The sequence below is a fragment of the Sphingorhabdus sp. Alg231-15 genome, assembly GCF_900149705.1.
Lineage (GTDB): Bacteria > Pseudomonadota > Alphaproteobacteria > Sphingomonadales > Sphingomonadaceae > Parasphingorhabdus.
The window spans coordinates 1067568-1086140 of sequence record NZ_LT703001.1; the positions used below are offsets into that span (position 1 = coordinate 1067568).

Below are 18573 nucleotides of genomic sequence, written 5' to 3' on the forward strand. Positions count from 1 at the left end.
GAGGGACGCAAGAAGCATAATGCGGGGTTTTCTGTCACTAACTGCAGCGCTAACACTGACCACCATTGGCCTATCAGCCTGTCAGAAAACCGATGCCGATCCCGAAATTTTGGATTCGGAACAAGCGCAAGCGCAAGGCAATCCTGGCGAGGGACTTTATCAAAAACACTGCGCGGCATGCCATGATGGCGGCACTGCAGAGGCGCCAACCAAGGCCGCAATCCAGCTATATGGAGTTGAAGCGATCAGGGCGTCACTTTCAACCGGCACTATGAAAGAACAGGCGTCGATGATGTCTCCAATCGAGATCCGGATCATTGCCGACTATCTAGCCAGTCCAAGCAGCGAAAGCGCATTGGCCAATGCGGAAAAAAATCAGTGCGAAGGACAGTTAAATCTATCCAAACCGCTTTGGAATCGCTGGGGTAACAGCAAACGCAATGTCCGTTACCAGCCCACCGCCAATGCAGGCATCACGGCTGCGGATGCATCCAATCTGAAACTGAAATGGGCTTTTGGTTTTCCTGGATCGGCAAGGGCCCGCTCCCAACCAGCCGTTACAAAGGAAGCAATATTCACCGGAAGCCAGAGCGGCCTATTCTATGCCCTGGACTCCGAAACCGGCTGTGTCTGGTGGACATTTGAGGCCAAGGCAGAGGTACGGAACGCACCGACCATATCAACCGACGGAAACGGCCACGCGAAAACGCTGTATTTTGGTGATGTGGATGCAAATGTCTATGCCGTCGATGCCAAGAACGGAGAGTTGATCTGGACTCGTTCGATCCGCGATCATCCTGTGGGAACGATTACCGGTTCGATTACTTTGCACAAAGGGCGTCTCTACGTACCAATGTCCTCACTTGAAATTATCAATGCCTATCTTCCGGACTATGAATGTTGCACCTTCCGAGGTGGCGTGATCGCATTGGAAGCGAAATCGGGTGAGCCGGTATGGCGATTCTACACGGTCCCTGAACCGAAAAAGACAAGCAAGAATAAGGCGGGTGCACAAAATTATGGACCATCGGGCGCACCGATCTGGTCGACCCCGACGGTCGATGCCAAACGCAAGCTGCTCTATGTCGGGACGGGAGAAAATTATTCATCGCCGGCCAACGACAAGAGCGATGCTATCATTGCACTGAAACTAGATACCGGAGCGGTTGAATGGGTCCAGCAGACGATTTCGGGCGACGCCTGGAACGCCGCCTGTGGTCGAAATGGGTCACAGGTTAACTGCCCTAAAGAGGACGGTCCCGATTTTGATTTTGGCGCACCACCGATTCTGACGACCTTGGCCAATGGCAAGGACATTATTCTCGCCGGGCAAAAATCGGGAATGCTTTTCGGCATGGATCCCGATTCAGACGGCAAGATTCTTTGGGAGACGCGCGCCGGAATGGGCGGCTTTAATGGCGGCGTTCACTGGGGCATGGCAACCGATGGTGAAACGCTGTTTGTTGGTATTGCAGATACACCAGGCAACCGGTTTGCGACTGGCCCCTCACGTCAGGGCTTGCACGGATATGATCCGGCAACAGGCAAAGCATTGTGGAGCAAATTTGAGCCCAATGTCTGTGAAGAAAAAGCCCATAAATGCATGACCGCATTATCCGCTCCTCCAACCATCACACCCGGCGTTGTTTTCGCTGGTGCACTCAATGGTATCCTGCGTGCTTATAGTGCGGATAGCGGAGAGATATTGTGGAGCACCGATACTCGCCGGGAATATGAAACACTGAACGGTGTTAGCGCGCGAGGAGGCTCGATTGACTCAGCCGGTCCTGTTGTCGCTGGCGGCCTGTTAATCGTAAATAGTGGCTATGACAAATTCGGGCAGATTCCCGGCAATGTAATGCTGGTTTACGGCGCTGATTGAGGAAATTATCCATGTCTAAATCGAGAATTTCAAAGATCTTTGTAGGCTTGACCATCAGCCTGAGTCTGACATCTTGTATGCAAGCAACTCCTGTTGAAACTGCCACCGCTAAAGCCAGCCCGCCGCGAATAGTCCAAACCCCCTTTTTTCGCCCCGCAAGTCTAGGTGACACCAGAATCAAGGGAGTGCGGTTCATTGGCAAGACGGTGTCCGACATTGATCAGAGCATAGCCTTTTATCAGCAGGCGGTTCCGTTTGAACTGGTCAGTCGGTACCAGCTCGCCGCCAGCGATGTCTATCATCCTGAGATGACCTCCAAGAAATATGGCAATATCGAAGTTGCGCTTATCAAAACCCCGACGGTTTTTGTGAAACTGGTTGATTTTGATCCGGACACAAAAGCGCCACCTTTTGTTAAACCGGTCATTGGCCCGGGATATACCCATATCTGCTTCCAATCTCCGGCGACCAACCCGGCCCTGACGAAATTCGAGAAAAAGGGACTGGACATGGTGTCACGCAATGCGCCTGTCGATCTGGGCGGCTATGGCGTTACCTATGCTTATGGCCGAGACCCTGACGGTACTATCATTGAAAATGAAACCGTCGATAGACCCCGCCGGCAAGACAGTGCTTGGATAACCCATATTGGTGGGGCAACTTCGGATGCGGACCGTATCGCTGATTTCTACACCAAGTTTATCGGCTATGGCCCACGGCGACGTGGGGAATATTCAAACTTTCCGAACATGGACAATATCGTGGCGATTGATGGCGTAGCGCTTCGCAGTGCCTGGTTTGCGGTCCGCAATCTCGAGCTTGAATTTTGGGAATTTGTCCAGCCAGCTACACCGGATCGCAATGAACCAGCTGACGTCGATCAGATCGGTTACAGCATGACCGCATTTGAAGTTACCGATGCCGATGCAGAGCGGGATCGGCTGGCAAGACTGGGGATTAAAATGGTTGGTCCGGCCAAAATTAGCAAAGGCTGGAAAATCTATTACGCCTATGATCCTGACGGAAATGTGATCTCGGTTCAGGAGAATGTCTCAGCACCAAAATCGGAATCGATCGACGATATGATGTGGATCGATCCGACGACCTTTTGAAAGCCGACACTATGCTGACAGGCTTCGCGGTTCATCAACAAATGATTATATGGTAACAACTGAAACAATGAATAAAGAAACTACCATCAAAAGGCGGCGCCTCAGTCCCGAAAAACGCAAGTCGTTGATCCTCGATCATACGGCGGAAATTGTCGCGAATAATGGTGTGGCAGTGCTGAGCATGGAACTGATTGGCAAAGAGGCCGGGATTAGCAAATCGCTCGTCTACACCTATTTTGACAGTCTCACAGAGCTGCTTCGCGCTTTGCTGAGACGAGAGCTAAAACGCTTGCGGCGGTTTCAAGTACAGGAGGCGGAAGCGGCCCAGACATTTGAGGAACTGGTACGCGGCGTCACGCATCAATATCTCAAATATATCGAGGAACGCGGACTAATTATCGAGCGATTGCAGGCCGAACCGAGCGTATCCGACGGTCATGATCCAACAGACTATAGCCGCGATGATGCGGTCAACTACATCGCCGACATTGTGGCACGTAATTTTGACATTCCCAAAAGCTTGGCAAGAGCGGCAACCGATATCTCCTTCGGCCTCCCGGCAACTGCGGGAGCCTATTATCTCCACGGCGATATGAGCAGGGAAGAGGTTGAGAACATAACGGTCACCATGATTTTGGGATCACTTAATGCCGTGCAGAATGATTACAGCACGCGACTTCAACCCTTGAAGCGAAAGCTCTGACGGCCTCCTATTAGCGAAAAGAACTGATCCACATATTAAAGTGGATGAATGGAATGACCTCCGTCGATGACGAGCGATTGGCCAGTCATAAAATTACTTTGCTGTGACGCTAGATAGACAGCGATTCCTTCCATATCTTCAAGTTTCCCAACCTCACCCGAAGCCGAGCGGCGCTTGCATGCATCCCGGAATATCTGCGGAGTATTGAGCGACATATCCGTTTCGATATACCCGGGCAGGATCGCATTGACCTGAATATTTGCTTTCCCCAATTCGATTGCCAGAGCACGTGTCAAACCGGTGACCGCTGCCTTAGTTGTCGAATAACCGCTGCCCATTGGCATACCCATTATTGCAGCAGCAGAGGACGTGACGATTAACTTGCCGCCTTGTCCGCGTTCCAGAAGATGCGCAATTACCGGCTTATAGGTGTTTACCACGCTGGTCAGGTTCATATCCACCGTCGCTGTCCACGCTTCCTCGCTGGTCTGGTGTAGCATACCTGCAGATCCGCCACCTGCATTGGCAAAACAGCTATCCACTTTTTGAAATCGCTTTATCGTTTCAGCGAAAGCGGCATTAACTTGCTCAACATCGGTGACATCGCATGAAAACACGGCTGCATCACCGCCCATATCAAGCAGTTCTTTCAATGCCGCCTCATTTTTCTCCGGGTTGCGCCCCCAGATTGCAACGGCGCTACCAGCTTTCACCAATCCTTTGGCCATCGCCAATCCCAAGCCGCCATTGCCGCCTGTCACCAAAGCGACATGTCCAGTTAAATCAAACATAAAATCAATCCCCACGCTGAATTGGCTGAGTCCCTCGATAGCCCGTGAGAAAATCACCAACGAAACAATGCATTACACGGCTTCATCGTTATTGTAAATAAGGTCAATAGTGATTGTTTTGCAGGCGAATGCCCCTGCCCTGATACCAGCGCTTTCGGTCAGGCCGAAGCCTTTCCTCCCGCCTGACATGAGTAATAGCTGAGCTCAGAAATTCGTCGACCTAATCTGCGTCTACGACAGTGCCAGCGAAGTGACCGCGATGCGATATGGTCCACGGCAACCCGCGGCTTTGAGCCGTATGATATGTCAACTTCCGACAAACTCGATAATCTAGCTATAAACGGGAGTTCGCTTTTCCATCATCGCGGCCACGCTCTCCGCGAAGTCCGGCGAGTTAAGTTGGGCAACAAATAGTTTGCCTTCAGCATGCATTTGATCTGCGACTTTTTCGCGTTGATTGCGGATCAGCAATTTTGACTGTTTGAGTGCATTGGGAGCGGAGCTGGCGATATGAAGAGCGATCTGATGGACTGCTTGTTGCAATTCCGCATCCGGGTAAATCCTCGCAATCAGCCCGAAACGCAATGCTTCCTCTGCATCGAGTGTCCGACCCGCCAACAAAATATCATTGGCGACAGCCATCCCTACAGCAGCCGGCAGCAACAATGATGATGCGGCTTCCGGAACGAGACCCAGTTTGACAAAGGGTGCATTGAAAGTCGCGCTTCCGCCCGCATAGACAAGATCACAATGTAACAACATTGTAAGACCAACGCCGATCGCTGGACCATTGACAGCTGCGATAACGGTTTTGGGACAATCCCTCACCGCAAATAAAAAGCGAGATACTGGTGGTATTTCGTCCTTGCTCCCACCCCCAGTGGAGAAATCCTGCAAGTCGTTGCCTGCGGTAAACATGTCGCCATCACCGGTGATGACAAAGGCCCGCGCGTCATCGTCGTTGCCATAATCGGTAATGGCATCAGCCATTGCGGCATACATTGACTGAGTGATCGCGTTCTTCTTATCGGTGCGGGAAATAGTCAGGGTGGTGACCCGGTCTTCGGTTGAGATGATGATATCTTGATTCATTTCACTTTTCTTTCCTGAGGTTTTTTCAAGGACTGCGTGGCCACAATATCGTCGGCATTGTTGGCCAAATGCTCGAGAAATTTTTCGATAGTTGATTGTTCCTGCGCAGAGAATGTCGCGAGAATGTTGCTGTTGATCTGCTTCGTTCCGGGAAGAGTAGCGTTGACCAACTGGCGACCATGATCTTCAATATGGATTTCAAAGCTCCGCGCATCTGCGGCACTTTGCTGGCGGGAAACCAAACCTTTTTTGGACATACGATCAATCAAACCCGTCAGACTTGACTTACCCATGTTCAATTCTTTGGCGATTGCTGAGATAGGCACCCCGTCTCGCTTCACGAGAATCAACAATACGGCATGCTGCGATGACGTTAGGCCGACTTCCTCCCCGAGAAAGCGATCAGCCGCTCGGAACAAGGCGCTGTGCGCCTTTTGCATCAAATAGAAGATTCTCGGTTGTCGCATAATTTTATTTCGTATGTGAACTATATAGTACGTATACGAAATAAAATTATGGCGTCAATGGCGAAATTGAATAAAATCAGTTAGAATATGAGGTACCCTTTGCTGCTGTTTCGTCAAAACAACCCACCAAAGCTAAGCCAGTCTTTTTTCCAGATCGTTTCCACTCTGCCAATCTAGCCTACTGCCATTGCGCAATTAATTTATCATATTCGATGGTTACTGGCTCAGGCTTCTCATTCGCCAGTTTGGCTTTAGGTGATCCAGGTTGTTTCAACCAATAGGCTGCCCCTCGTTCTGCCCCAAGTCTTGGTCCGAGATCGCCCTGCAATCCGGAACGCTCCAGACGACTGAGAACACGTTCTTGCTGCTCACACAGTGAATCGAGCGCTGCCTGAGGTGTTTTTGTGCCCGAGGAAGCATCGCCAATATTCTGCCACCAAAGCTGTGCCAAGCGAGGATAGTCGGGCACATTTGTTCCGGTTGGCGACCACTGGGTACGTGCCGGTGAGCGATAAAACTCCACAAGCCCGCCCAGTTTAGGCGCACGTTCGGTAAAACTGTCATGCTGGATGGTAGATTGGCGTATGAAGGTCAGTCCGACATGGGCTTTTTTGACGTCCACGGTTTTCGAGGTGACAAACTGCGCATAGAGCCAAGCCGCTTTTGCCCGCTTGGTCGGTGTAGATTTCATCAGTGTCCAAGCACCAGCATCTTGATAGCCCACTTTCATACCATCTTGCCAATAAGCACCATGAGGACTGGGCGCCATTCGCCACCGTGGCGTGCCGTCCTCATAGAGAACAGCAGAGGCGTCTTCGCCGACCATATTGGCGGTGAATGTCGTGTACCAAAACATCTGTTGCGCGATGGCTCCTTGCGACGGTACCGGCCCTGCCTCTGAGAAGGTCATCCCTGCTGCTGATGGAGGTGCGTAGTCGGCAAGCCATTTGGAATATTTGGCCAGCGCATAGACAGCAGCCGGCGAATTGGTCGCTCCGCCTCGAGCAATACATGACCCGACTGGTTGTGACTTATCGTTTACGCGAATGCCCCATTCGTCAACTGGCAGTCCATTGGGCTCCCCAACAGACCCCATACCGGCCATCGACATCCACGCGTCGGTAAAACGCCACCCCAATGACGGATCCTTTTTGCCATAGTCCATGTTGCCGTAGACTGTTTTTCCATCAATTTTCTTGCCGGTGAAGAATTCGGCAATATCTTCATAAGCTGACCAGTTGACGGGCACGCCTAGGTCATATCCATATTGCTCTTTGAATTCGGCTTTGATCTTCGGATCGGTGAACCAATCATATCGGAACCAATATAGATTTGCGAATTGCTGATCTGGCAATTGATAGAGTTTTTTGTCCGGGCCGGTTGTGAAGTCGGTTCCGATAAAATCAGGAAGATCCAGTCCCGGACTGGTCACATCACTGCCCTCACCCGCCATCCAATCGGTAAGATTGCGAACCTGTTGATAGCGCCAATGTGTACCGATCAGATCTGAATCGTTGACATATGCATCGTAAATATTCTCGTTTGACTGCATCTGCGTTTGCAGCTTCTCAACCACATCGCCTTCACCGATAAGATCATGCGTGACCCGGATTCCGGTAATGGCTGTAAAAGCAGGAGCAAGAACTTTGGATTCATATTCATGAGTGGCAATCGTTTCGGACACCACTGAAATTTCCATGCCTCTAAATGGTTTTGCGGCCGCCGTGAACCAGGCCAATTCGGCTTCCTGTTCTTCCCGGCTGAGACTGGACAGTTCTCCAATCTCTTCATCCAGGAACCGGCTCGCCGCGCCTGATGGATCGGACATGTCCACATCAGCCCGTGCATCATTATCTGCATCAGTTGAATCTGAACAGGATATTGCAGCCAGGCTCATGCAAAGGATTACGGCTGTTCGAATATGTCTCATTTTATTGATCCGTTCTTTTCTATTTTATACCCAGCGAAATACAATTGCTGCAAACAGACCGCAAATGATCAGCGCTCCATATTGCGGCACGTCGAGCAAGCCAATCCATGCAAGATTGATGAAAGCAGAGCCCAGCAGCGAGATGAATAGTCTGTCTCCACGCATTGTTTCAATGCCAAGCACCCCTACCCTGGGCGTACTCGGATATTTCATGTGCAATACACCCATACCTATCAGCAAGGCGCCAATGGACAGAAAAAATATTGCGGTCGGTAGTGTCCAGGCCATCCATTCCATTTAAGATATCTCTCCCATCTTCATCTTATCTAGACACGGCCCAGCGCGAAACCCTTGGCAATGTGATTGCGGACGAAATAAATCACAATAGCACCCGGGATAATGGTCAAAACGCCCGCAGCAGCAAGCACTCCCCAATCAAGTCCTGATGCGGATACGGTCCGCGTCATGATTGCGGTAATAGGCTTTGCGTCCACGCTCGTGAGTGTGCGGCTCAGCAAAAGCTCAACCCAGCTAAACATGAAGCAGAAAAATGCGGTCACGCCGATTCCAGGTGCGATCATCGGTATGAAGATTCTCGTAAAAAACCTCGGAAAACTGTAGCCGTCAATAAACGCAGTTTCGTCAATCTCTCTTGGAACACCCCGCATAAACCCTTCCAATATCCAAACGGCGAGAGGAACATTGAACAGACAATGCGCCAAAGCAACGGCAATATGGGTATCGAACAAAGACACGCTGGAATAGAGTTGAAAAAAGGGCAGAGCAAAGACCGCTGGCGGTGCCATGCGGTTTGTCAGGAGCCAAAAAAACAGATGATTGTCTCCAAAAAACCGATAGCGACTAAAGGCGTAAGCCGCTGGCAATGCGACAAGCAGCGAAATTACCGTATTAAGGGAGACAAATATGAAGCTGTTCACATAACCCATATACCATGACGGATCCTCAAGGATGGTACGGTAGTTTTTCAGTGTGAAATTGTCGGGAAAAAGCGTGAAAGAGCTCAATATTTCAGAGTTTGATTTGAAACTCATGATGATCAGCCAATAGATCGGAACAAGCAGGAAAACCAAATAAGCAACCATCACGACGGTCCCTAATCGACCTCTTTGCCTCGATCTTGCGACAGGTTTTGTATCTGGGCGCATGTCCTCGCTCATGGCTTCGCCTCATCTTTGTCAACGGTTATCATGACCGTGTAAAACACGTAGGAAATGAGCAGAATGACCAGAAAATACATGAGCGAGAATGCAGCCGCTGGGCCGAGATCAAATTGTCCAAGCGCCATTTTCACTAGGTCTATCGAGAGGAATGTAGTGGCATTCCCGGGCCCACCTCCCGTAAGCACAAATGGCTCCGTATAAATCATGAAGCTGTCCATGAAGCGCAGCAAAATCGCAATCATCAAGACACCTCGCATTTTCGGTAGTTCAATGAATCGAAAGACATTCCAACGGCTTGCCTGATCTATCATTGCCGCCTGATAATAAGGCTTCGGGATAGAGCGAAGCCCCGCATAGGCCAAAAGTGCGACCAATGACGTCCAGTGCCAGACATCCATAATTATCACGGTAACCCAAGCATCAAATGCATTCTGGGAATAATTGTAGGAGATACCCAGATCAGACAGTAAACGACCAAGCAAGCCAATGTCTGCACGCCCAAATACCTGCCAGATCGTCCCGACAACATTGTACGGGATGAGCAATGGCAACGACATTAGCACCAGACAGATCGAGGCTGACAGCCCTTTTTTCGGCATGCTCAGTGCCACCAGAATACCCAGCGGGATCTCGATCATAAGAATGATGAAAGAGAAGAGCAGCTGTCGTCCAAATGCATCCCATAGCCGTTCTGATTGGAGCAGTTCTCGGTACCATTCCAGTCCGACCCAAAAAAAGATATTTTCTCCAAAGCTGTCCTGGAATGAGTAATTGACCACTGTCATCATCGGAATGATTGATGAAAATGCGACAAGGACCAATACCGGCAGAACCAGAAGCCAAGCGCGTTGATTGACGGTCTTTTCCACTAGGTTATTGCTCCCTTGCCATGACCAATCGCTTCGGGATTCAAGCGCCAATCGTCACAAAAGATGCTGATATTAGACGGAGCAAACTCTACCCTGATCATGTCCGATTCAATTTCGAAACCTTCATCAGCGGCGATATTGATTTCGACATCAAACACTGTTGCATTGACAAATTTATGTCTGCCAGCATCTTGAATGTGATTGATCTGAACCGGCAACCCCTCCCCTTTGGTCAACCGGACAAATTCAGGCCGTATTCCCAAAAGAACGTCGCCCTGCGGGTCACCATAGTCATGCTTGAGATGGACGGTTTCCCCATTTATATGAGCTTTTCTGCCAGCGACAGAGGCAGGAATGAAGTTCATGCCGGGAGAACCAATAAAATAACCGACAAACACATGCGCCGGCGTTTCGAAAAGCTCTTTCGGTGTTCCGATCTGTACAACCCGGCCGTCATGCATCACCACGACCTTCTCTGCGAAGGTCAACGCCTCTGTTTGATCATGGGTCACATAGATCATTGTGTGCCCAAATTCGCGGTGCAGCGTCTTGAGCTGAGTCCGCAATTCCCATTTTAGATGAGGGTCAATGACCGTCAAAGGTTCGTCAAAAAGAATCGCGTTCACATCATCCCGAACCATACCGCGTCCGAGAGAAATTTTCTGCTTCAGGTCAGAGGTCAGGCCTCGTGCCTTCTTATCAAGGTCCGCTTCCAGTCCGATCATCTGCGCTATACGTTGCACACGCCCAGCGATATAGTCGGCTTCCATGCCCCGGTTGCGCAATGGGAATGCCAAATTCTGCCCAACCGTCATCGTGTCGTAGACAACCGGAAACTGGAAAACTTGCGCAATGTTACGCTCGGCTGTTGAAGATGCCGTCACATCCTTGTTGTCAAATAGAACATGTCCACTCGTTGGCGTAAGTAGACCGGAAATAATGTTGAGCAATGTTGTTTTCCCGCACCCGCTGGGACCCAACAATGCATAAGCTCGTCCATCCTCCCAGGTATGATTGACCTCCTTGAGTGCAAAGTCAGTGTCTTCACCTGGATTGGGGTGATAGCTATGCGCTAGGTTTTTAAGTGTCAGGGATGCCAAAACTATATCCCCGACTTTTCAGGTTTGTGATCAGGTGATGCGACTAGATTTCCATCCTTATCAAAAAAAAAGATATTTTCGGGGTTTAGGCAAATTTTCAACACTTGCCCAACCTCAAATGTCTGCAGCCCGGGCATCAGACCAATCCATCGCTCATCCATTGCATTGACATGAATATATGTGTCCGATCCGGTAAGCTCTGTAACAACTAGCTCTGCTCCAAACTCAATGGAGCCAGACTGGTTGTCACTCATTTCAAGATGATGGGCGCGAAATCCGGCCCGATATTCACCATTGGGCAAGCTAGCCAAATCCTTATTCAGCTTCGTTAATTGCCCATCCGGAAAGTGCACGCCTGCGTCATCCTTCTGTACTGAAACAAAGTTCATCGGCGGGTCAGAATAAACCCGTGCGGTGGTTTCATCTACGGGATCGCGATAAACATCCATGGACGGACCATATTGCGTCACCCGTCCATTCCAGAGGGTTGCGGTATTTCCGCCAAGCAACAGCGCCTCTTCCGGCTCCGTTGTTGCATAGACAAAGATACTGCCGGAAGCTTCAAACAACCGCGGAATTTCAAAGCGCAGCTCCTCTCGCAACTTATAGTCCAGATTTGCGAGAGGTTCGTCCATTAGGACCAAGCCCACATCTTTTGCCAAAGCGCGGGCCATCGCGCACCGCTGTTGCTGTCCTCCTGATATTTCGTCCGGTTTTCTATCGATAATAGAAGTTAGCTGAAGCAGTTCAGCCATTTCCTTTACTTTAGCATCAATCTCCGAAGAGGATTTTTTCTGAATCCTCAACGGCGATGCGATATTGTCATATACCGTCATCGAAGGATAATTCACGAATTGCTGATAAACCATCGCAATATCACGATCCTGCACCCGTTTTTTGGTAACATCAGCGCCTTCCCAAAAGATTTTGCCGGTATCGGGCCTGTCGAGCCCTGCCATGAGACGCATCAACGATGTTTTGCCGGACGATGTCGGACCGAGCAGGACGTTCATCGTGCCCTTCTGCAATTCCAGGTCAGTGGGATAAATATGCGTCTCGCCATTTGATATTTTTGAAACGCTCTGAAGTCGCAGGCTCATCTGGTTTCCCCAGAAGGTACGCTATCAGGTTGGCCTATTTCGGTTTTCGCCAGATAGACCGCCATTTTGAACATCTTTTCTCCCGATAACATTATGTATCGCCATTTCGAACGAATGGTCGACAATAAAGCTATGGCATCAAATGAAGCACAAGGCATATAAAAAATCCATCCCAATCGGATCATCAATGTGATCGTAAATATTCGCACAAGCGTAAGGGTACTAAGTTAGTGATAGGACTGACGTTTCCCCGTCTGGCTGAATTTGCGGCCAGTACAGCTAGTGTCTTACTCCGCGATGGCTGGTTTAATGGAGCGGAACTATTAATACCGGACCGAAATCGAACCTTCGCCGAAACAGAGTGTGAAAGGCCTATGTCGGATTTAGGCGCAAAAAACAGACATAACATTTGCAAGCATTTGCCGCACATTATAGTGCTGAAAGCAACGAAAGCGTGTCTTGCGGGACAACAATTTTGAGGAGCAGCGTTGATATGATTTTTACCCGTCGCCAGTTCGGAGCAACCATGCTTGGCGCAGCCTTTATCGGCCTTGCCACTCGCGCCTATGCAAATCTTCCTTTTACGGGCAAGAACGAAGTGGCCGGCTATGGTGATTTGCTTTCCGATCCGGGTCGCCTGCTAGATCTTCCAGAGGGTTTTTCCTACAAAGTCATTTCACGGCTTGGTAACTTGATGAATGATGGGATGGTTGTGCCGAATGCCGCGGACGGCATGGGCTGTATCGACATTGGTGACGGCAAGGTGGCGCTGATCCGTAACCATGAACTCGATCATCGGCAATTGCGCGAAGGGCCTTTTCGCAGCAAGGTCGGCGCTGAAATCAAGGCTTACGACCGGCTCAGCAACAAATCAAAAATGCCCATACCTGGCGGCACAACCACGCTGGTTTATGACATGAAACAAGGCAAGGTTGTCGAAGAATATTTGAGCCTTGTCGGCACTGTGCGCAATTGTTCGGGCGGGATCACGCCCTGGGGCAGCTGGTTGACATGCGAAGAAAGCTCTCTTGAAATTGGTGACGGCGTAGACAAAAATCACGGCTACATATTTGAGGTACCCGCGAACCATAAAGGGCTCGTTGATCCTGTACCCCTGAAAGCCATGGGTTGCTTCGTCCATGAAGCGGTCTGCATCGACCCGCGCACTGGCATTGCCTACATGACCGAAGATCGCGGTGACAGTCTCTTCTATCGCTTCATTCCCAATGTCAAAGGCAAGCTCGCAGAAGGTGGAACTCTTCAAGCCCTTGCACTGAAGGACATTTCCGATACGCGAAACTGGGACAGCGAGCAGATTGCCCTCGGCAGCGATCACCGCGCAGAATGGATCACGCTGGAAAACCCCGAAAGAAGCGCAGGCGAATTGCGGGAGCGAGGTGCAAAGCTTGGAGCAACATTATTTGCGCGTGGAGAAGGCATTTTCTGGGATGAGAAGGAGCAACAGCTTTTCTTTACCTCAACAAGCGGAGGGGCCAAGAAATATGGCCAGATATTCCGGTACAAGCCCAGCAAGAAAGAAGGCCGGAAAGGCAAGCAAGGGAAGCTTGGACTGTTTTTAGAAAGCCAGGACGCAACCATCTACAATTTGGGCGACAATATCTGCGTCATGCCAAATGGGCATCTGATGGTTTCTGAAGACCAATATACGGATATTACCAATAATCACCTGCGTGGTGTTACGCCGGAGGGTAAAACATATATTTTTGGCAGAACCCGCATTCAGACAGAATTTGCTGGAGCCTGTTTTTCACCGGATGGGTCAACGATGTTTGTGAACCTATATTCACCATCAACAACATTCGCCATTACTGGCCCATGGGATAAGGTTATCAGCGTTTGATGTAACCTGCCCCACGCACAATCATCGCGGCAAAATGGAAAAGTTAATCTACCGTCGAGCCATCCAAGGGTGGCTCCAAGCAGTCTGTAGCTTTGCCACAAATCTGCCGATAGCAGCGCGCACCGCGTCGATTGATCGACAACTCGTCTCATGGATTCTTTTCAGAACCAAAAGAGTCGCGATTGACCTTGCTTTCTAAATCTTCACCGCAGAGTTTCCGCCGTCAGCCCACAAAGCGGAGCCGGTGACGAAGCTTGCCATGTCACTTGCCAGGAAAAGCGCAGCCTTGGCTATCTCTTCCGGCTCAGCGATCCGCTTCATGGCATGCAAACCCGCCGCCCATTCGCGCTGTGCAGCATCTCCGGCCATCGCTGTATTGGTACCACCTGGAAGTAGCGCGTTGGCTCGGATATTGTGTTCAGCATAGTCAGCAGTGATTCCTTTAACCAACCCCATCAATGCCGCCTTGGACGTTCCATAGGCCGTCATTCCAGGAAGACTGACACTGTTGCCAACGAAACTACCCGTAAAGATTATTGAGCCGCCACCTCTTTCCAGCATCGCCGGAATTTGAGCGCGCGCGCCAAGAAAAGCCGCGGTCAGGTTGACTGCGATAACGTCAGACCATTCAGTCAGTGACATCTGTGCCAGTGGTTTGATTGTACCGATAGTTCCCGCATTGTTAAATCCAATGTCCAGCCCGCCAAATTCGCTCTGAGCCACTGCAACCATTGTGTTTTGCGTATCTTCGTCTGCTGCATCTCCCGGAACAGCAATAGCCTCGCCGCCGTTGGATCTGATAGCGCTCACAAGTGTATCCAACGGTTCTGCTCGACGAGCGTTAACGACCAGCTTGGCACCAGCGGCAGAAAAAGCGTGTGCCGCCGAACGACCAATACCTGAACTGGCGCCAGTTATTATAGCTACTTTTCCTGATAACATGAGGCGGTTTCCTTTGTGTTGGTAGTGAAGATGATCGGATAGAGGGCAGTTTGAATGGGTGCATCCCGTATCTTGCGGTCAAACCGGGTTTCTCGATTTGGGTCAGGTTACCGATGGAAACACGTCAGCTCAGCCGCCAGTCGGTCATCAAATATGTGAACCGATTTGCGCCTCGTTATGAGTCCTAGTTCGGACTCATAACGAGAGGAAATTGCTGGAGATTTGTAGGTCTGTCGATGACGATTGCCCGCGGCATATTCGCAATTGCAACTGGGCAATTTTGACAGTCTGAATTTCGTTCTAATTGCCAATATATTTTTAGGTATATATCATTGGTATGATATTTAATTCGTATTGGCATATCTAAAAGGTTGACATACCGATTTCCAATGTCCATTTTCCCGGCATAAAAACAAGAGCAGGGAGAATAAGGATGCTTGGGAAGAACAGTGGCGCGCGGGTGCAGCGTCTTTCATCAATCACGAAACTATTAATGGCTGGATGCGCAACAGCTGCTTTGGCAATGCCGGCCCAGGCGCAAGATCAGAGTTCAGAGGTAAATGCCGACGATGAAGATCTGATCATTGTTTCCGGCATCCGGGGCACAATCCAGAATTCAATCGAAGAAAAGCGGATAGCGACCGAAGTCTTTGATGCCCTTTCAGCCGAGGAAATTGGTGATTTACCGGCACTATCAATTGGTGAGGCGCTCGAAACGCTGACCGGCGCCGGTTCGCACCGCGAGCAAGGTGGGGCAACCGAAATCTCAATTCGCGGTCTTGGACCTTTTCTTGGTTCGACGGTGATCAACGGTCGCATCGCAACCAATGGTAGTGGCGACCGATCGGTTAACTTCAGTCAGTTCCCTTCCGAACTGTTCAACAAGATCGGGATCTACAAGACTCAGGCAGCCAGCTATATTGAAGGCGGTGTTGCTGGCCAGATCGCGCTCGAGACAATCAGGCCTCTCGATTACGGAAAACGCCGGTTTCAAGGGGACTTCAAGCTGAATGCCAATCCTGACAATCTTGACATTGATTCTGACCAGCGGTTCCAGAAGTTCGGATATCGTGCGACGGTCAGCTATGTTGATCAGTTTGACTTAGGCGGTGCAGAGCTGGGTATCTCGCTCGGTTATTCGCGAAATGAAACGACCAACCCAGAGCAAGAGGCTAATGTCTCCAATACCATTCGCGCTTGTGTGCTTGATCCGACGACAACCAGCGATGGTGTGTTCGATGACGGCAATTGTGATACCAGTAGTAGCACTATTGCTGGTCTGCGTGACGGAAGCATCACCAATGATTTTGTTATCGCCCGGAACAGCTATGCGTTCCGGTCGAATATTACCGATGACACCCGCGACTCTTTCTTTGGCGCCATTCAGTTCAAGCCGAGTCCTGATGTCGATATTAACGCAGATTTCCAATATTCAAAGCGCCTGTTTCGTGAGCAGCGCAGCGACCTCAATTTCGCAGAAGGCCGCAGAATTGACGGGCCGGGAGATCCCAATCGCATTGATCTCGATCTGATATTTACCGAAACCGGCGCGCTTCGCCAGTTCACCAATGAGCAGCGGATTGAAGCGGTGAGCGAATATCTTGAGCGTGACGAGGAATATTATGGAGGTGGTTTGTCGATTGACGTTCAGGCCAATGACCGTCTCAAATTGTCCTTTGACGCATCCTACTCCCAGACCCGGCGCATCGAGGAAGCCGTCCAGATCCGTTTCCGGACCGAGGATAATGAATCGATATTTGGTAATGCGGATGCAAATGGCGACCCATTTTTCCCTAATGCCGTAGAAAGCGATGGTAGCTCTACCAATGACCGGATCGAAACCGGAGTCCAGATCCGCCAAAACGGCTCTGAAGCTCTGAATTTCTTTACTCAGAATTTCGATGTCACCGATCACAATCTGTTCGCCAACGATCCACGTCTGCGGGCTGACCTAGAGCAGGATCGCTACAATAGCGTTTGGGCGATCCGAGGCGACGCCGAATATGAAATGGATGGTTTCCTCTCGTCGTTGCAAGCCGGAATCAGGTTCCAGGAGCTTGAGTATCGCGATGTTCCCGGCGCTTCCAACGGGACCAGCCGTTTTCAAAATACCTATGATGACGCTGATGGCTCCGGTGCACTTTTCGTTGCCAATCAGGAATGTCGTACGGCCTTCCCGGAAAGTGGCTTTCTTTCATCGGTGTCTGGCGGAAATCCGCTGATCACCAATGTCGATGAAACGGGCAATGTCATCGGAACATCGAACACATATGCAACCTTTGACGCGCGCTGTATTGCTCGAGTTCTGGAGCGCGAGGATCCGTCAGGCCTGGATTTTGACGAAGATGGCAACGTCATTTTCCCAACGGGTGATTTTGACTCGATTCAAAACACGGATCTTACCGAAAAAACGTGGGCAGGTTATTTACAGGCGAATTTTGCAGGTGATTGGGGGAGCACGCCCGTTCGCGGTAATGTCGGTCTGCGCGTAATTAACACGGACGTCCGGTCTACCGGTTTTCGGGGTACGCTATCGGCGTCCTTCAATGCGAGCGGCGAATTGGTCGTTACCGAAGACACCAGCTCACTGGTCGCGGTATCCGGAGGAAATTCCTATACCGAATTCCTTCCCAGTCTAAACTTGGTAGCGGATTTTCAGCCTGATCTGCAGGGCCGCTTTGCCGTTTATCGCGCTCTTTCGCGGCCAGATCCTTCGGACCTTAGCTTTGGGCGAACATTTAATGCACTGGCCGATGATACAGTCACCTCAATTGCCGATGCGATTGGTACGGCCAATGCCACCGGTAATCCGTTTACCGAGCCGCTGCTGTCCTGGAACATTGATGCGGGTATTGAGTGGTATCCTAACGAAGATACGATCCTTGCGGTCAATGCTTACTACAAAAGCTTTAACGGCGGATTCGAGACTGTCGGTCAGAACGAGATTTTCACAGTTGATGGACAGGATCTCACGACGCTGGTCACAACGACTCAAACGACCGACGATACAAGCACGATCTATGGTATCGAAATAACGGCAGCTCATCGTTTCAGTTATCTGCCGCAACCGCTTGACGGCTTGGGCTTTAAGCTGAGCTATAACTATGCGGACTCGAATTTCGAATTTGAGGATGACTCGCTGGGCGCAATCACCACCATAAATGCAGACGGTACGACCGCTGTCAGCAATGGCCTCATACCGCCCTCAAATCTCTTCGGTTTCTCGAAGCATGTTTTGTCAGCACAGGCATATTATGAAATCGGGGACTTCGATTTCCAGGGTGTGTACAAATATCGCAGCAACTATTTCCAGCAGTTCGTCTCCACTCCAGGCCGGGTGCGCTATGTCGATGATGTGGGGGTCTTTGAAGCCCGCATATCTTATACCTTGAACAAGAATGTAAAGTTCACGCTCGAGGGAATTAACCTGTTCAATGAGCCAAGGACCAATTTTAGGGGCGCACCTGACGATTTCGGAGCGATCCAGGTGTACGGACCGCGCTATTTTGCGGGTGTTCGATTTAAGTTCTAGGTTTAACAGGG

15 protein-coding genes are annotated in these 18573 nt (G+C 50.3%); 5 read left to right on the plus strand and 10 right to left on the minus strand.

Features of this window, described 5'->3' with window-relative positions:
* Window positions 1-19: 19 nt before the first annotated feature.
* The 3 genes from DG177_RS05260 to DG177_RS05270 all read left to right on the plus strand — a co-directional run bounded on the left by DG177_RS05260 (window position 20) and on the right by DG177_RS05270 (window position 3697).
* Complete coding sequence (locus DG177_RS05260; RefSeq protein ID WP_108810533.1) at window positions 20-1882, plus strand: outer membrane protein assembly factor BamB family protein; 1863 nt, start codon at window positions 20-22, stop codon at window positions 1880-1882.
* 206 nt (window positions 1883-2088) lie between these two features.
* On the plus strand, window positions 2089-2994 hold the full coding sequence (locus DG177_RS05265; RefSeq protein ID WP_337658532.1) for a VOC family protein: 906 nt from the start codon (window positions 2089-2091) through the stop codon (window positions 2992-2994).
* A gap of 67 nt (window positions 2995-3061) precedes the next feature.
* Complete coding sequence (locus DG177_RS05270; protein ID WP_108812788.1) at window positions 3062-3697, plus strand: TetR family transcriptional regulator; 636 nt, start codon at window positions 3062-3064, stop codon at window positions 3695-3697.
* Between the two features lie 35 nt (window positions 3698-3732).
* Here DG177_RS05270 and DG177_RS05275 read toward each other — a convergent pair whose 3' ends face one another.
* From DG177_RS05275 to DG177_RS05315, 9 genes are all read right to left on the minus strand, one after another.
* Window positions 3733-4488: an SDR family oxidoreductase gene (locus DG177_RS05275; RefSeq protein WP_108810535.1), complete on the minus strand. Its 756-nt coding sequence runs from the start codon at window positions 4486-4488 to the stop codon at window positions 3733-3735.
* A gap of 330 nt (window positions 4489-4818) precedes the next feature.
* A complete protein-coding gene (locus DG177_RS05280) occupies window positions 4819-5580 on the minus strand; it encodes an enoyl-CoA hydratase-related protein (RefSeq protein WP_108810536.1) in 762 nt (253 codons plus the stop codon).
* Complete coding sequence (locus tag DG177_RS05285) at window positions 5577-6047, minus strand: MarR family transcriptional regulator (protein ID WP_108810537.1); 471 nt, start codon at window positions 6045-6047, stop codon at window positions 5577-5579. Before DG177_RS05285 ends, DG177_RS05280 begins: the two co-directional genes overlap by 4 nt.
* A 178-nt stretch (window positions 6048-6225) precedes the next feature.
* The gene (locus DG177_RS05290) at window positions 6226-7977 is read right to left on the minus strand and encodes an ABC transporter substrate-binding protein (RefSeq protein WP_337658533.1); all 1752 of its coding nucleotides are present in this window, start codon (window positions 7975-7977) and stop codon (window positions 6226-6228) included.
* A 24-nt stretch (window positions 7978-8001) separates the two neighbouring features.
* On the minus strand, window positions 8002-8274 hold the full coding sequence (locus tag DG177_RS05295) for a DUF2160 family membrane protein (protein ID WP_108810538.1): 273 nt from the start codon (window positions 8272-8274) through the stop codon (window positions 8002-8004).
* Between the two features lie 29 nt (window positions 8275-8303).
* Window positions 8304-9080, minus strand: coding sequence for a carbohydrate ABC transporter permease (locus DG177_RS05300; RefSeq protein WP_337658534.1), 777 nt, complete (start codon window positions 9078-9080; stop codon window positions 8304-8306).
* A gap of 71 nt (window positions 9081-9151) precedes the next feature.
* Window positions 9152-10027 (minus strand): ABC transporter permease subunit, encoded by an 876-nt coding sequence (locus tag DG177_RS05305; protein WP_108810539.1) that lies wholly within the window; start codon window positions 10025-10027, stop codon window positions 9152-9154.
* Window positions 10027-11127, minus strand: a complete 1101-nt coding sequence (locus tag DG177_RS05310; protein ID WP_108810540.1) for an ATP-binding cassette domain-containing protein — start codon at window positions 11125-11127, stop codon at window positions 10027-10029. Before DG177_RS05310 ends, DG177_RS05305 begins: the two co-directional genes overlap by 1 nt.
* A gap of 2 nt (window positions 11128-11129) precedes the next feature.
* Entirely contained in the window at window positions 11130-12227 is a 1098-nt protein-coding gene (locus DG177_RS05315; protein WP_108810541.1) for an ATP-binding cassette domain-containing protein, read from the minus strand.
* A gap of 493 nt (window positions 12228-12720) precedes the next feature.
* Here DG177_RS05315 and DG177_RS05320 point away from each other — a divergent pair, with 493 nt between their 5' ends.
* The gene (locus DG177_RS05320) at window positions 12721-14088 is read left to right on the plus strand and encodes an alkaline phosphatase PhoX (protein ID WP_337658535.1); all 1368 of its coding nucleotides are present in this window, start codon (window positions 12721-12723) and stop codon (window positions 14086-14088) included.
* A 195-nt stretch (window positions 14089-14283) separates the two neighbouring features.
* Here the strand turns inward: DG177_RS05320 and DG177_RS05325 are convergent, their stop codons facing one another.
* Window positions 14284-15030, minus strand: a complete 747-nt coding sequence (locus DG177_RS05325) for an SDR family oxidoreductase (protein ID WP_108810542.1) — start codon at window positions 15028-15030, stop codon at window positions 14284-14286.
* 433 nt (window positions 15031-15463) lie between these two features.
* Here DG177_RS05325 and DG177_RS05330 point away from each other — a divergent pair, with 433 nt between their 5' ends.
* Window positions 15464-18562 (plus strand): TonB-dependent receptor, encoded by a 3099-nt coding sequence (locus DG177_RS05330; protein ID WP_108810543.1) that lies wholly within the window; start codon window positions 15464-15466, stop codon window positions 18560-18562.
* The last annotated feature ends 11 nt before the right edge of the window (window positions 18563-18573 follow it).